The 14,539-nt window shown below is 53.1% G+C and carries 17 protein-coding genes; 15 read left to right on the top strand and 2 right to left on the bottom strand.

Annotated elements, in window-relative coordinates:
• Positions 1 to 53 precede the first annotated feature (53 nt).
• The 3 genes from KNO58_RS05185 to KNO58_RS05175 all read left to right on the top strand — a co-directional run bounded on the left by KNO58_RS05185 (position 54) and on the right by KNO58_RS05175 (position 3,068).
• Entirely contained in the window at positions 54 to 635 is a 582-nt protein-coding gene (locus KNO58_RS05185; protein ID WP_021067182.1) for an adaptor protein MecA, read from the top strand.
• Positions 636 to 731: 96 nt separating this feature from the next.
• On the top strand, positions 732 to 1,649 hold the full coding sequence (locus KNO58_RS05180) for a D-alanine--D-alanine ligase (RefSeq protein WP_021067183.1): 918 nt from the start codon (positions 732 to 734) through the stop codon (positions 1,647 to 1,649).
• 150 nt (positions 1,650 to 1,799) lie between these two features.
• Complete coding sequence (locus KNO58_RS05175) at positions 1,800 to 3,068, top strand: Glu/Leu/Phe/Val family dehydrogenase (protein WP_021067184.1); 1,269 nt, start codon at positions 1,800 to 1,802, stop codon at positions 3,066 to 3,068.
• Between the two features lie 44 nt (positions 3,069 to 3,112).
• Here KNO58_RS05175 and KNO58_RS05170 read toward each other — a convergent pair whose 3' ends face one another.
• Both KNO58_RS05170 and KNO58_RS05165 read right to left on the bottom strand, forming a co-directional pair.
• Positions 3,113 to 4,120, bottom strand: coding sequence for a YpdA family putative bacillithiol disulfide reductase (locus KNO58_RS05170; protein WP_214752320.1), 1,008 nt, complete (start codon positions 4,118 to 4,120; stop codon positions 3,113 to 3,115).
• 36 nt (positions 4,121 to 4,156) lie between these two features.
• Entirely contained in the window at positions 4,157 to 5,128 is a 972-nt protein-coding gene (locus KNO58_RS05165) for an asparaginase (protein ID WP_021067186.1), read from the bottom strand.
• Between the two features lie 107 nt (positions 5,129 to 5,235).
• Here KNO58_RS05165 and prsW point away from each other — a divergent pair, with 107 nt between their 5' ends.
• From prsW to KNO58_RS05105, 12 genes are all read left to right on the top strand, one after another.
• Entirely contained in the window at positions 5,236 to 5,892 is a 657-nt protein-coding gene (gene prsW / locus KNO58_RS05160) for a glutamic-type intramembrane protease PrsW (RefSeq protein ID WP_021067187.1), read from the top strand.
• Positions 5,893 to 5,911: 19 nt separating this feature from the next.
• Positions 5,912 to 6,577: a flagellar brake protein gene (locus tag KNO58_RS05155; RefSeq protein WP_214752190.1), complete on the top strand. Its 666-nt coding sequence runs from the start codon at positions 5,912 to 5,914 to the stop codon at positions 6,575 to 6,577.
• Positions 6,578 to 6,651: 74 nt separating this feature from the next.
• Entirely contained in the window at positions 6,652 to 7,329 is a 678-nt protein-coding gene (gene cmk / locus KNO58_RS05150; protein WP_214752319.1) for a (d)CMP kinase, read from the top strand.
• Positions 7,326 to 7,949 (top strand): lysophospholipid acyltransferase family protein, encoded by a 624-nt coding sequence (locus tag KNO58_RS05145; RefSeq protein ID WP_214752189.1) that lies wholly within the window; start codon positions 7,326 to 7,328, stop codon positions 7,947 to 7,949. Before cmk ends, KNO58_RS05145 begins: the two co-directional genes overlap by 4 nt.
• A gap of 140 nt (positions 7,950 to 8,089) precedes the next feature.
• Positions 8,090 to 9,238 carry a 30S ribosomal protein S1 gene (rpsA, locus tag KNO58_RS05140; protein ID WP_021067191.1) on the top strand — a complete coding sequence of 383 codons (1,149 nt, stop codon included), beginning with the start codon at positions 8,090 to 8,092 and terminating at the stop codon, positions 9,236 to 9,238.
• A gap of 130 nt (positions 9,239 to 9,368) precedes the next feature.
• Positions 9,369 to 10,679, top strand: a complete 1,311-nt coding sequence (gene der, locus KNO58_RS05135; RefSeq protein WP_214752188.1) for a ribosome biogenesis GTPase Der — start codon at positions 9,369 to 9,371, stop codon at positions 10,677 to 10,679.
• A 17-nt stretch (positions 10,680 to 10,696) separates the two neighbouring features.
• Positions 10,697 to 11,740, top strand: a complete 1,044-nt coding sequence (locus tag KNO58_RS05130; RefSeq protein WP_214752187.1) for an NAD(P)H-dependent glycerol-3-phosphate dehydrogenase — start codon at positions 10,697 to 10,699, stop codon at positions 11,738 to 11,740.
• An 80-nt stretch (positions 11,741 to 11,820) separates the two neighbouring features.
• Positions 11,821 to 12,021: a DUF2768 family protein gene (locus tag KNO58_RS05125; protein WP_021067194.1), complete on the top strand. Its 201-nt coding sequence runs from the start codon at positions 11,821 to 11,823 to the stop codon at positions 12,019 to 12,021.
• A gap of 3 nt (positions 12,022 to 12,024) precedes the next feature.
• On the top strand, positions 12,025 to 12,735 hold the full coding sequence (locus KNO58_RS05120) for a hypothetical protein (RefSeq protein ID WP_214752186.1): 711 nt from the start codon (positions 12,025 to 12,027) through the stop codon (positions 12,733 to 12,735).
• A 109-nt stretch (positions 12,736 to 12,844) separates the two neighbouring features.
• The gene (locus KNO58_RS05115) at positions 12,845 to 13,117 is read left to right on the top strand and encodes an HU family DNA-binding protein (protein ID WP_021067196.1); all 273 of its coding nucleotides are present in this window, start codon (positions 12,845 to 12,847) and stop codon (positions 13,115 to 13,117) included.
• Positions 13,118 to 13,244: 127 nt separating this feature from the next.
• Positions 13,245 to 13,817 carry a heptaprenyl diphosphate synthase component 1 gene (locus KNO58_RS05110; protein WP_214752185.1) on the top strand — a complete coding sequence of 191 codons (573 nt, stop codon included), beginning with the start codon at positions 13,245 to 13,247 and terminating at the stop codon, positions 13,815 to 13,817.
• Positions 13,818 to 13,837: 20 nt separating this feature from the next.
• A complete protein-coding gene (locus KNO58_RS05105; RefSeq protein ID WP_214752184.1) occupies positions 13,838 to 14,539 on the top strand; it encodes a demethylmenaquinone methyltransferase in 702 nt (233 codons plus the stop codon).

Genomic DNA, 14,539 nt, shown 5'->3' with positions numbered 1-14,539 from the left:
ACAAACGGGAGTAGCTTATAAAGTAGGATTGATTATTCTTTGGAGGTTTTCGTTTGAGATTTGAAAAGCAAACAAAAGAACATTTAAGGGTATATTTGACCGCGAGCGACCTATCCACTCGAGGCATCGCCATCGATACCATCGTGGGGGAGAGCGGTCAAGACCTGTGGCGGGAATTGCTTGAGACGGCGGAAGCGGAATTTGGCTTCATGCCGCAAGGGACCGTCGACTTGAACGTGACGATGTTTCCCCGTGACGGGCTCGTCATCGACGTCCAGAAAGTCGATGCGCCCGTAGCAGAGTCGGATCAAGAGCAAGTCGAGATTCGGCTCACCATCGACGTGATTCATCATTTGATTTATCAATTTGACGATATCGAGGACGTCATCAACGCCTCGATTCGCTTGTTCCCACATATGCGAGACACCGAGCAGGGCGGAGCGTTCTATCATTACGAGGGACGATATTATCTGCACTTTGTCGAGGTGCTCAAACCAGACGTGGAAGAACGACTGGCCGCCATCTTGTCGGAGTACGGTCGAACGACGACCGTCAGTCCGTACGTCATGATGGAGTACGGCAAGACGATTCAAACTGAACAGGCCGTGAAACAGCTGTACGATACGTTCGCGTAAGTACGGCTTTTTTACTGTTCTGTTTCTATTGTTTTCCGCCGACACATGGTATGATAAAACTTGAATTTTGGAGTAGCTAGCTGAAGGAGAGATTTGATGAAAGTCGCGGTATTATATGGTGGTGTATCAGGTGAGCGGGAAGTGTCGCTCACGAGTGGTAAAGGAATGATTGAAGCGCTCGAAGAACGGGGTCACGACGTCGTGGCGATTGATTTTCACCCGGACCGGGCCAATGAGCTGTTGACGCTTCAAGCCGACGTCGTCGTCAGCGCCTTGCATGGCAAGTACGGTGAAGACGGACGCGTGCAGTCGCTCTTGGAGATGGCGGGCTTGCCGTACACGGGGTCTGGTGTGTTGGCGTCCGCGCTCGCGATGGACAAAGCCCGTGCGAAAATCATCTTCGCCGCTGCCGGCATCCGAATCGCCCGTGACGTCCTCATCGAGACAGGGGACGATATCGACGCGAAAATCGTCGAGTGGGGCGGTGAATTCCCATGTGTCGTCAAACCGGCCCAAGAAGGGTCTTCGAACGGATTGACGATCGCGATGGACGAAACGATGCTCCGTGAAGGAATCGACAAAGCGTTCGCCTGCGATACGGCCGTCTTGGTCGAACAATATATTAAAGGTCGTGAATTGACGGTACCTGTACTCGGAAACCATGGCGCCGAAGCCGCGCTCCCGGTTATCGAGATTATCCCGAAAAACGAGTTTTATGACTATGAGTCGAAGTATTCAGAAGGTGGATCGATTCACGTCTGTCCGGCCGAGTTGCCGGCTTCGTTGACCGAAGAAGTTCAGGCGGCTGCGATTCAAGCGCACCGTGCCCTCGGCTGCAGCGGATATTCCCGTTCAGACTTCCTCGTCTCAGAAGACGGGCTCGCCTATATTTTAGAGACGAACACACTGCCTGGCATGACACCGCTCAGCCTGTTCCCGGACAGCGCTCGCGCCGTCGGTATCTCGTACGGTGAACTGTTAGAGCGATTCATCGCACTCGCACTTGAAAAGTAAGAAGGGGCACTCCCTTCTTTTTTCGTTTTAGAAAACGCTTTCATTATTTTTGTAAAAGCCTTTCAAATTGGGCGCGTATCAGATATACTTTTAAACGAATACGAGGTTGATTCTTGGGGGAGAATCGACAATTTAGGGGAGGAAACCTTCATGATTACGGATCAAGAAAAAGGTCATCAAAAACGAAAAAACATCCTTGAATCGACACAAGAAGTGATACACGAGGCGCTCGATAAACTCGGGTATCCAGAAGAGATGTACGAGCTCTTGAAAGAGCCGCTTCGGATGTTGACCGTCCGCATCCCGGTTCGGATGGATGATGGATCGACAAAGATTTTCACGGGATATCGTGCGCAACATAACGATGCGGTCGGACCGACAAAAGGTGGAATCCGATTCCACCCGAGCGTGACCGAGGTCGAAGTGAAGGCGTTGTCGGTCTGGATGAGCTTGAAAGCCGGCATCGTCGACCTGCCATATGGCGGCGGTAAAGGTGGAATCGTTTGTGATCCGCGTGAGATGAGTTTCCGTGAAATTGAGCGGTTGAGCCGTGGTTACGTTCGGGCTATCAGTCAAATCGTCGGGCCGACGAAAGACATCCCGGCACCGGACGTGTTCACGAACTCGCAAATCATGGCATGGATGATGGACGAGTATAGCCGAATCGATGAATTCAACTCACCAGGTTTCATCACCGGGAAACCGCTCGTGCTCGGTGGCTCGCACGGTCGCGAGACGGCGACGGCAAAAGGTGTCGCCATCATGATTCGCGAAGCGGCGCTCCGTCGCGGCATCGAGTTAAAAGGCGCCCGCGTCGTCGTCCAAGGGTTCGGCAACGCCGGTAGCTTCCTGTCGAAGTTCATGCATGACGCCGGAGCGAAAGTCATCGCTGTCAGCGATGCGTACGGAGCCATCCATGACGAGAACGGTCTCGACATCCCGTATCTGCTCGACCGTCGTGACTCGTTCGGGACGATCTCGACCTTATTCAAGAACACGATCTCGAACAAAGAGATGCTCGAACTCGACTGCGACATTTTGGTCCCGGCCGCAATCGAGAACCAAATCACCGAGGACAACGCCGACAACATCAAAGCGTCCATCGTCGTCGAGGCCGCGAACGGGCCGACGACGAACGAAGCGACCCGCATCTTGACGGAACGTGGCATCCTGCTTGTCCCGGACGTGCTCGCTTCGAGCGGTGGGGTAACGGTTTCATACTTCGAATGGGTTCAAAACAATCAAGGGTACTATTGGACGGAAGAGGAAGTGGAAGAGAAGCTTGAGAAAGTGCTCGTCCACTCGTTCAATACGGTATACAATACCTCGTCGGCCCGTAAGGTCGACATGCGTCTCGCCGCCTATATGGTCGGTGTGCGTAAGATGGCAGAAGCGTCGCGCTTCCGCGGTTGGGTATAAGAAAAGAGAGGGAAGGCCTGATACCAGGTCTTCCCTCTCTTTGTTTATGATGTGACACCGTTGCGCTCCCGAAGCGTCTCGGCGATCGCTTGACCATGGAAACGTCCGTTCTCGATAAAGATCTTATTGGCATCGTTTCCGGCCGCGACGACACCGGCGATGAACAAGCCGTCGACGTTCGTCTCGTACGTCGCTTCATCGAACGCCGGCACACCGGTCTCCTCATCGACTTGGACCCCGGCATCGGCGAACAGCCCATGGTCGGGCAAGTAGCCGGTCATGGCGAGGACGTGGTCGGTCTCGAGCCGATGTTCTTCACCATGCTGACGATAGACGACGTGATGCGGTTCGATGCGAACGATTTCCGCTTCGAGCTCGAGCCGCACCTTGTTATGACGGACGAGCGAGTCGAACGTCGGCAATACCCACGGTTTGACGGACGGACTGTAGCCGTCCCCGCGATAAAGTACCGTGACGTGGGCACCGGCCTTCTCGAGCTCGATGGCCGCGTCGACGGCGGAGTTCTTCCCACCGATGACCGTGACGCGTTGCCGATAGAACGGATGCGCCTCTTTGAAATAGTGGGCGACGTGCGGCAACTCTTCACCGGGCACGTCAAGCCGACGAGGGCGTCCGTAATAGCCCGTCGCCAAGATGACATAGTCGGCTTGGCGCTCTTTGGCACCGTCCCGGTCGTGTCGGGACCGCACGACGAAACCGTTCTCGGTCCGCTCGACCGCCTCGACCGTCTCGAACGGATGGACATCGAGCCCAGTCCGGCTGACGACTTCCCGATAGTAGACGAGTGCGTCTTGCCGGCGTGGCTTCAAATCTTTACAGATGAACGGGATATTCCCGATTTCAAGCAGATTGGCAGACGAGAAGAACGTCTGATGGGTCGGATACCGATAGATGGCATCGACGATATTGCCGCGCTCGATAATCGTGCACGAGATGCCGATGCGTTCCAATTCGATCGCAGCCGACAGCCCGCACGGTCCGGCGCCGACGACGATAGCGTGTTTATTCAATGAAATCACCTCATCCCTCATTGTATGGAAGGACGAATCGGTTGGCAAGTCGCCAACTCATTGTTGGAAACTGAAGCTGTGTTCCATGACCGCTTGCGACGAACCGGACTCGAGTTCAACGAGAAGCCGCAGTCTCGCTTTTTGTGAGTTCAAGCCGTTCGAAAAGATGATGCCCATCTCTTTCAGTTGCTGGCCACCGCCGACGTAGCCGTAGACGTCCTGAACGATTCCATTAAAGCAGCGGCTGACGATGACGACCGGCATGCGTTCGACGAGCAGTTCGAGCGCGGGAACGATCGACGGCGGGACGTTGCCTTGACCGAGCACTTCGAGGACGAGTCCGTCATAGCCGAGCGCGAGTACCGCCTCAATCAAGTCCGGATCCATCCCGGCAACGACTTTCAGCACCGCGACCCGTTTCGTGATTGTCGAAATCATCTTCGGTTGCTTCGTCGTCGGCTGGCTATAGATGAGGACGTGGTCTTTCGTCACCATGCCGACGTTCCCGAAGTGGACCGATTTGAACGTGTCTACCGAGGACGTATGCGTCTTCGTGACGTTGAAGGCGGAATGGATCTCGCCGTTGAAGACGACGAGCACGCCTTTGCCACGCGCGACATCGCTTTGGGCGACCCGAAGCGCCGTGATGAGATTGAATTCGCCGTCGGAGCCGACTTCGTTCGACGAGCGCATCGCCCCGGTCAAGACGATCGGGACCGGGGCACCGAGTGTGATTTGTAAGAAATAAGCCGTCTCCTCGAGCGTATCGGTTCCGTGGGTGATGACGACCCCGTCATACGTGTCTTGCGTCAGTTGTTGATTGATGAACTGGGCGAGCTCGAGCATTTTTTCAGGCGTCATGTGCGGCGATGGGATGTTTGAGAAGTGTTTCGTCGTGATGTTGGCGATATCGGTCGCTTTCGGCAACGTCGCATCAATCGGATTGACCTCGCTCGGCATGACATGTCCCGACCCCGATTGGGACATGGCGATTGTGCCGCCGGTGTGGATGAGTAATAAATGATTCATAACAGACCTCCAACTTTTTTGTTCGTTTCTTCCAATTTCTAGGCGTGCCCTACTTTTTCTTTCCTCTATTTCAGTGTATGCTTAACGTGAGAAAGGAGAGATGCATCATGATTGCAATCGCCTTGTCTGCGGTTGCGCCAGGGTTCGCCCTTCTTTCCTACTTCTATCTCCGGCATGAACTGGAAGCGGAACCGCTCGGCTATGTGATCCGGTCGTTCGTCGCCGGGGCCATTCTCGTCTTTCCGATCATGTTCGTCCAGTATGCGTTCGTGGAAGAAGGGGTGCTCGTGGGCCCGTTTTGGAAGGCGTTCGTGGCCACCGCGCTTTTAGAAGAATTTTTTAAATGGTTCATGATTTATTATACAATATACATACATAAAGTCTTTGATGATTACTACGACGGGATTCTCTATGCGGTCGCCTGTTCACTCGGCTTTGCCACGTTAGAGAATTTTCTATATTTATGGGTGTACGACTCAATCGAGATCGCCATCTGGCGCGCCGTGCTGCCGGTGAGCGGCCACGCGCTGTTCGCCGTCGTCATGGGGTTTTGTCTCGGCCGTGCCAAACATTCCAACCACGAGCGGTTTTGGCTGTTCACCGCTGTCATGGCGGCCACGCTGTTGCATGGCATGTTCGACTATATCTTGCTCGTCGAACCGATGAACAAAGTACCGGCTGTCGTCTATATCGTCGTCTTATGGATGGTTGCCTTATTGCTCGTCCGCACTGCCAATCGCTCCAATCATCGTCAATATAAATAGAATAAAGGGGAATCGTTTCATGTTAAAAGTAGGTCAAGAGTTACGGGTGGAAGTCGAAGGGAGAAAAGAAGGAAAGACGAAGGTCGCGGCCATTAACGATCAAGTCGTCTGGATCGAGTCCCCGAGTGAAACGGATACGTTAAAGACGTTCTTCTTGCACGAAGACGAGCCGATGCGCGTCTATTTCTTTAAAGGAGAAGAGCAACTATATGCCTTCGACACCGTCATTTCGAGACGGGTGAGCGATGCGCAGTTGACGCTTCGTTATGCATTCCCGATGCCGGATGAGAAGAAAATCAAACGGGTCCAGCGCCGTGAATATTTGCGGGTGCCGGAGATGATTCGCGTGACCGTATCCGCGGAAGATGGGCAGGCGTTCCCGTCGTTCGAGTCGACATCACTCGACTTATCGGCCGGAGGCATGCGCATCATCTCCAATCGGGCACCGGTCGCTGTCGACGAGGCCATCATCGTCTCGTTCCATATCAATGACGACCGCGGGAATCCGCAAACGTTCCGCGTCAAGAGCCGACTCGTACGGATTCACGAACAGGCGGCGAAACAAGAGCTGTCGCTTCGTTTCGAAGAATTATCGCACCGGGACCAGGAAACGATTTTACGTTATTGCTTCCGGGCCCAACTTGAAGCGAGAAAACGGACGGGCTCTGTATTTTCTTCACGTTAAAAAACTGGTATGATGTTCTCGGAACAAATGACCGAGAGGAGGCGGGTATCGGGATGAGCCGATACCCAATTTTTATGAATAAACCGTTACAGATTGCATTAGATGGACCGGCCGGAGCCGGGAAGAGTACGATCGCGAAAACACTTGCCAAAAAACTAGGGTATGTCTATATCGATACGGGTGCGATTTATCGTGCCGTGACGTATCGTGCCCTCAGAGACGGGGTCGGTCTCGAAGACGGGCCGAAACTCGCCGAGATGATCGGCAACATGGATTTACGGCTCGTCCCGTCCGAGAACGGACAACGTGTGTTCGACGGCGCCGACGAAGTGACCGACGTCATCCGGACGAGCGAAGTGACGAACAACGTCAGTTTCGTCGCGCGCCAACCGGAAGTGCGAGATGCTCTCATGGATTTACAGCGCGACCTCGCCAGTGAGGGTGGCATCGTCATGGACGGCCGCGATATCGGGACCCACGTTTTGCCGTCAGCCGATTTGAAAGTGTTCATGACGGCGACGGTCGAAGAACGGGCCCGCCGTCGCCACGAGGAGAACGTATCGAAAGGGTTGCCGAGCGACCTCGAACAATTACAGCTCGAGATCGCCTTGCGCGACAAACGCGATTCCGAGCGTGAGGTCGCCCCGCTCCGTCAAGCTGACGACGCGCATTATCTCGATACGACCGAGCTGTCGATTGACGGCGTCGTCGAGGCGATCGAGCACTTGATGAAGCAGGTGATCGAACGATGAAACCGCTCAACAATGGACCGTTCGGCATGTATCGACTGGCCGTAGCTGTCGTCAATGTCATCCGTAGATTGAGCTTCCGTGTCGAGTATATCGGGCGCGACAACGTCCCGCTCGACGGTTCGATGATCGTCTGTTCGAACCATCAATCGAACTGGGACCCGGTCATGCTGGCCGGGGCAATGCCGAAACAGCGTCAACTCCGGTTTTTCGCGAAAAAAGAGTTGTTCGACGTGCCGGTGTTGAAGCACATCTTGAATCGGGCCGGACAGATTCCCGTGTCGCGCGGGGAAGGGGACCGACAGGCACTCCGGGTCGTCTTGCAAAAGTTGAAGGAAGACGAGGTTATCTCTATTTTCCCGGAAGGAACGCGGTCGAAAGATGGCACGCTCGGTAAGGCCCAAGCCGGCGTCGGGTTCTTCGCGCTACGTTCGGACGCGTCGGTACTCCCGGTGGCAATCATCGGAACGTACAAGTTCCGCTCGAAGCTGAAAGTCGTCATCGGACCACCGATCGACATGAGCGGCTTGAAAGCGGACAAGGCGAGCGCCCAAGTCGCAGCCGACTTGATCATGACGACGATCGGTGACTTGTACATGCAGCATTCACGGAACGTTCGTTAATTTCAGGTTTAATCTCGCGCCAGGAGAGGAACTAACCTGATAACACCTTGACAAATCTTTCGAATTATAAGAAGTTTATACTAGGTGTAAGCGCCTCAGGGCGCTCCTTTTTGTACTCATCGTGAGGGGGTAGTGTTGGAATGGTCGAAGAAATGAAAGATATGCCTGATTTTGAAATCAATCGAGGTCAAATTGTGACCGGTACTGTCGTCAAAATCGAGGACAAGCAAGCGTTGATCGATATCGGTTATAAAACCGAGGCAATTTTACCAATCAGCGAAGTATCAAGCATGCATTTAGACGATTTAAACGAATCACTCCATGTTAACGACGAAATCCGTGTCAAAGTGAAAAAGGTCACGGACGAAGAGGTGGTCGTTTCGAAGAAAGACGTAGATGCCGAGGCAGCTTGGGATCAAATCGTCGAGAAATTCGAATCCGGCGAAGTGTTCGAAGTCATGGTAAAAGACAAGGTCAAAGGTGGTCTTGTCGTTGACATCGGTATCCGTGGATTTATCCCGGCTTCGCTCGTAGAGAACCATTTCGTCGAAGACTTCTCATCCTACTTGAATAAACCGATTACGGTTAAAGTCGTCGAGATTGACCGCGAGAAAAATCGCGTCATCTTGTCGCATAAAGCGGTTGCCGAAGCGGAAATGAGCGCCAAGAAAGCGGAGACGCTCGAATCGCTCGAAGTCGGTCAAATCATCGAAGGGACGGTTCAACGTCTCACAGATTTCGGTGCGTTCGTCGACATCGGCGGTGTCGATGGCCTCGTCCACATTTCGGAGATGGCGCATAGCCGGGTTGAGAAACCGAGCGATGTTGTGACTGAAGGAGACAAAGTCAAAGTGAAAGTGCTTGGACTTGACCTCGACAACGAGAAAGTGAAGTTGTCGATTAAAGAGACGCAGCCTGGACCGTGGGAATCGGTGGAAGGTAAAATTCAGCCGGGCGACGTGATTGAAGGGAAAGTCAAACGTCTCGTCACGTTCGGTGCGTTCGTCGAAGTGGCGCCGCAAGTCGAAGGTTTGCTTCATATCTCGCAAATTGCGAACCGACACATCGCGACACCGTCTGAAGTCTTGTCAGAAGGCCAAGAAGTTACCGTCAAAGTACTCGACGTCCATCTTGACGAGAAGAAAATCTCGTTGTCGATGCGTGCGCTCGAGTCGAGCGATTCATCACGTGGCGACGCGGATCAATCGCTGCTTGACGAGTATAGTGACCAAGGAGGTTTCTCTGTCTCTGAATTGACAGGTGACGAGGCCTCGGACGATTCTAAATAAGACGATCGTTCAAGCGGGAGCCAGACTCCCGCTTCTTTTTGTATGGTCACAGAAATTAGCCTGTGATATGATAGTACAGTTGCAATTAGAAACGATAGACTTATTGAATGAAAGTTAGAGAGGTGTTTATATGGGAATTCCAGCAGTGGCCATCGTAGGCCGCCCGAATATTGGGAAATCCACGATTTTTAACCGGATTATCGGAGATCGCGTGTCGATCGTCGATGATAAGCCCGGTGTAACCCGCGACCGCATTTATGGAACGGGTGAGTGGTTGAACCGTAAGTTTCATTTAATCGACACAGGCGGAATCGAGGTCGGCGATGAGCCGCTCCTCGTGCAAATGCGGCATCAGGCCGAGCTTGCGATCGATGAGGCTGACGTCATCGTCTTCATGGTGAACGGACGCGAAGGCATTACAGCAGCAGACGAAGAAGTGGCGAACTTGTTGTTCCGTTCGAACAAACCGGTCGTCCTCGCCGTCAACAAAGTCGACAACTTCGAGATGCGTGAACTCATGTATGAGTTCTATTCACTCGGATTCGGCGACCCGTTCCCGATTTCAGGGACGCACGGTCTCGGTCTCGGGGACTTGCTCGACAAAGTGCTCGACTTGGCTCCAGACAAAGACGACTATGAGTACAACGAAGAAGTCATCCAGTTCTCGCTTATCGGACGTCCGAACGTTGGGAAATCGAGCTTGACGAACGCGATTCTCGGTGAAGAACGCGTCATCGTCTCGGACATCGCGGGGACGACTCGTGATGCCATCGATACACCGTTCACACGGGATGGGCAAGAATACGTCATCATCGATACGGCCGGGATGCGCAAGCGCGGGAAAGTATATGAATCGACCGAGCGCTACAGCGTCATGCGGGCCCAAAAAGCAATCGAACGCTCGAACGTCGTTCTCGTCGTCATCGACGGTGAAGAAGGCATCATCGAGCAAGACAAACGTGTTGCCGGACTCGCCCACGAAGCGGGGAAAGCAATCGTCCTCGTCGTCAACAAATGGGACGCCGTCGACAAAGACGATAAGACGATGAAGAAAATGGAAGAGAAGATTCGTAAAGAATTCTTGTTCCTTGACTACGCACCGATCGTCTTCTTGTCGGCGCTCACGTCGAAACGGTTGCAGACACTTCTGCCGGTCATCAAAGAAGTGGCCGATTCACATCGCCGTCGCATCTCGACGAGCGTCTTGAACGATGTCATCGTTGACGCTGTCGCGATGAACCCGACACCGACGGATAAAGGACAACGACTCAAGATTAACTACGCGACGCAAGTGGCCATCGAGCCGCCGACGTTCGTGTTGTTCGTCAACGATCCAGAGTTGCTTCACTTCTCATACAAACGTTATCTAGATAACCAGATTCGCCGCGCATTTGACTTTACTGGTACACCGATTCATATCGTGGCTCGTCAGAAAAACTAGTAATGGGGGTGCCTCCTATGGCAAAAGTAGCTGTCATCGGCGCGGGGAGCTGGGGAACGGCGATTTCGCTCGTCCTCGCTGACAATGGGCATGATGTTCTGTTGTATGGACGTGAGGAAGATCACGTTCATGAAATCAACACGGCCCATACGAACGCGACCTATTTGAAAGACGCACCGTTGCCGACTTCGATTCGGGCGACGACAGACTTGGCGGAAGCGGTCAAAGGCCGCTCCATCGTGTTCCTTGTCGTCCCGAGTTCGGCAATCCGTCCGGTATCGCGAGAATTGAACGCGCTCCTTACGGAACCGGCGGTCATCGTGCATGCCGCCAAAGGAATCGAACCGAAGACGCATAAGCGTCTGTCGGAGATTATCGCCGAAGAGATCGACCCGTCGAAACGTCGGGCCATCGGTGTCTTGACGGGACCGACGCATGCCGAGGAAGTGGCCGTCCGTAAATTGACGACCATCACCATCGCTTGCGAGGACTTGGATGTGGCCGATGAGATTCAAGAGTTGCTCACGAACGATCAGTTCCGGGTCTATTTGAATTCGGATGTCATCGGGGCGGAGTACGGGGGCGCGCTTAAAAACATCATTGCGCTCGCCGCAGGAATGACGGACGGGCTCGGCTATGGCGATAACGCCAAAGCGGCCCTCATGACACGCGGGATCGTCGAGATCGCCCGGCTCGGGGTCAAACTCGGTGCCAACCCGGCGTCGTTTTCTGGCTTGACGGGAATCGGCGATTTGATTGTCACGGCCACGTCTCAGCATAGCCGTAACTGGCGCGCCGGGAACGCGATCGGTCGCGGCGAGAAGCTCGAGGATGTGCTCGGTCAAATGGGCATGGTCGTGGAAGGTGTTCGTGCCTGTGAAGCGGCGCATACGCTTGCTCGAGAAGCCGGTGTCGAGATGCCGATTACAGAGGCGCTCTACAACGTGTTATTCGAAGGCAAGAGTCCGCACGATGAAGTACAAAAGTTAATGAGACGCCCACAGAAGCATGAAATGGAAGAAGTGTTCCATTTCGAAGGCGACGTAGAGCAAAGGGACTGACGTTTTCGTTCAGTTCCTTTGTTTTTTTTGCTACACTAATGTACGGAGCTAGAATTATAGAGAAAGTCGAGGGGATAGACGTGACACCGTCACTGATCAAGATGTGGATTTCATTTGCGGGCATCGGGGCGTTTGCCATCGCCGCGCTCATGGTGGCAGTCAGCCATACGAAACTAACGGGATGGTTTGCGGCGCTCGTCCGCGTCATCGCATTCGTCATATTTTTATTTGGAACGATCATCATGATTTATGTGGTCGCTTCAGGACCGACAGGGGGATAAGACGTGAAACGGATTTTTTTGGTCGTGAGTCTATTGGCGGCGACCGTGCTCAGTGGATGTATGTTCCCGGATTCGAACCGGGTCGACAACGTCCCGTATGAAGACCAACTGCAGTCGGTACAGACGGCCGTCGACTCGTTCAAGGAGACGACCGGCGTGTTGCCGATAAAGACAAGACCGGCCGAGACGCCGCTCATGGAGCGCTATCCGGTCGAGTTCGCTCGGCTCGTGCCCGGGTATTTGGCTGACCCGCCGGCGAACAGCTTTGAAGGAGGCGGCCTATTTTTGTACGTCCTCGTGGACGCTGAAACGGAGCCGACGGTCAAACTCATTGATTTACGAGTGTCTGAAAGTTTGCAGCAGTTGCAGACGAACATTAACGCGTTCCGGGCCAAAGCAGGTAAGTTCCCGTTTGACGGGTCGCTCGGAAAGAATCAATTCACGATCGATTACGATCTCATCTTCGTCTCTGAAGAGCCGAGTATTCCGAGCCCGTACACGGAAAACGAGTTGCCGATCTATGTCGACGGCACCGGACAATTATTTGTCGACTACCGGGCTGACCTGGAGGCCGCCCTTGAGAACACGGATGTAGAGCCAAAAGTCGGTGAGGACATTCGGTATTTGCTCTATAATGACTCCCCATTCGCCCCGGCTTATTCGCAAGGGTATACGATTAATGAACAAGGTGAAGTCGAGTTTTTAAACAACTGAGCGACTGGGTGGGTCGAATATGGGCCGATTGCTTAAAAAATGTTGTCATATCAACGTTTGTACGATATGATTAATCCCGTAAACTCTCAGTGAGAGGAGGTGAATCGTGATGAACAAAACTGAATTGATCCAAGCAGTTGCGGAGAAAGCAAATGTTTCGAAAAAAGAAGCTACACAAGTTGTAGAAGCTACTTTCGAATCTATCACTGAAGCACTCCAAAACGGTGATAAAATTCAATTGATCGGTTTTGGTACTTTTGAAGTTCGTGAGCGCGCTGCCCGTAAAGGTCGCAACCCACGTACGAAAGAAGATATCGAAATCCCGGCAAGCAAAGTTCCTGCCTTCAAAGCAGGTAAAGCGCTTAAAGATGCGGTCAAATAATGGGCAATACATAAGTCGCCGAAAGGCGGCTTTTTTTGTGTCGGAAAGCGAGTTCACATGGCGTGAATGTGACAAAAATGTGCTATACTATGTCAGAATGACAACGAAGAGGACGAGGGGGGATAGCATGGAACAGATGACATACGAAACCGTTGTCACCGACCTTGCTCGTCAAATCGAAGAACGCATGAACCATCCGTATTTGACGAGACACGAGATTGTACCCGTAGTCGACATGCCTTTACTTCGTTGGATGGTCGAGATGATTGAAATCGAATCGAATCAACAACGTCAGCTCGTGCTTGCGACATATTTTGCACATCAAGCACTTGAACTGCACGATCAAGTAAAGGATTGCCCGAACGGCTCGCTCGAGCGGCAACTCAAAGTGCTCGCCGGCGACTTCGCCTCGGCTCAATTTTATAAAATATTGGCACTGTTCCCTGCCGACTATAGCAATCGCTTCGGTCGGTCGGTCCAGCTTGTCAATGGGGCGAAATGTACGCTCGCACTCGATGCGGACGTATCCGTCACGACTTGGATGGAAGCGAACTTCGGATTGATTAAAACGTTTTCTGAAGTGATAGGTCGGTCCTATTTGACCACATACGGAAAAGCGATCATCGAACGAAAGGCGACAGTACTGCGCCAAGATCAACGAGAACAGCTAACGACGCTTCTGGCGCACGCTGTCGCTTAGAACGGAAAGGATGTTACGTATTGCAACCGAAAGAAAAAGAGCAAAAAGTATATGACGTGTTTCAATCAATCTCACCGAGCTACGATACGATGAACTCGATCATCAGTTTCCGTTTGCATAAATGGTGGCGCAAAGCGACGATGCGTCGCATGCAAGTGTTCCCGGGCGCAAAATGTCTCGACGTCTGCTGCGGGACGGCCGACTGGACGATTCAACTCGCCGAGGCGGCCGGGAATACTGGTGTCGTCAAAGGTCTCGATTTCTCCGAGAATATGCTCGCGGTCGGCCAAGAGAAAGTGGCCGCTTATCCGACGATCGAACTCATCCATGGTAACGCGATGGCATTGCCGTTCGGAGATCACTCATTTGACTATGTGACGATCGGCTTCGGCCTTCGCAACGTACCCGATTACATGACGGTACTCCGTGAGATGCACCGGGTGTTGAAGCCGGGCGGGACGGTCGTCTGTCTCGAGACGAGCCAACCGACAGCGCCGCTGTTCAGCGAGCTGTATCGCTTTTATTTCGGCTCGGTCATGCCATTATTCGGGAAAGTGTTTGCCGGCTCATACGATCAATATAAATGGCTCCAAGAGTCGACCGACCAATTCCCGGACCGGTTAACGCTAAAGCGCATGTTCGAGACGGCAGGCTTCGAACAAGTCGACGTGAAGGCATTCTCCGGCGGCGCGTGTGCGATGCACCTAGGAAAGAAGTGGTGA

Origin of the sequence: Exiguobacterium sp. J17977 (assembly GCF_018616375.1) — a bacterium.
Lineage (GTDB): Bacteria > Bacillota > Bacilli > Exiguobacteriales > Exiguobacteriaceae > Exiguobacterium > Exiguobacterium mexicanum.
The sequence above is the reverse complement of the archived record's forward strand: the minus strand, read 5'-3'. Positions and strand labels throughout refer to the sequence as shown.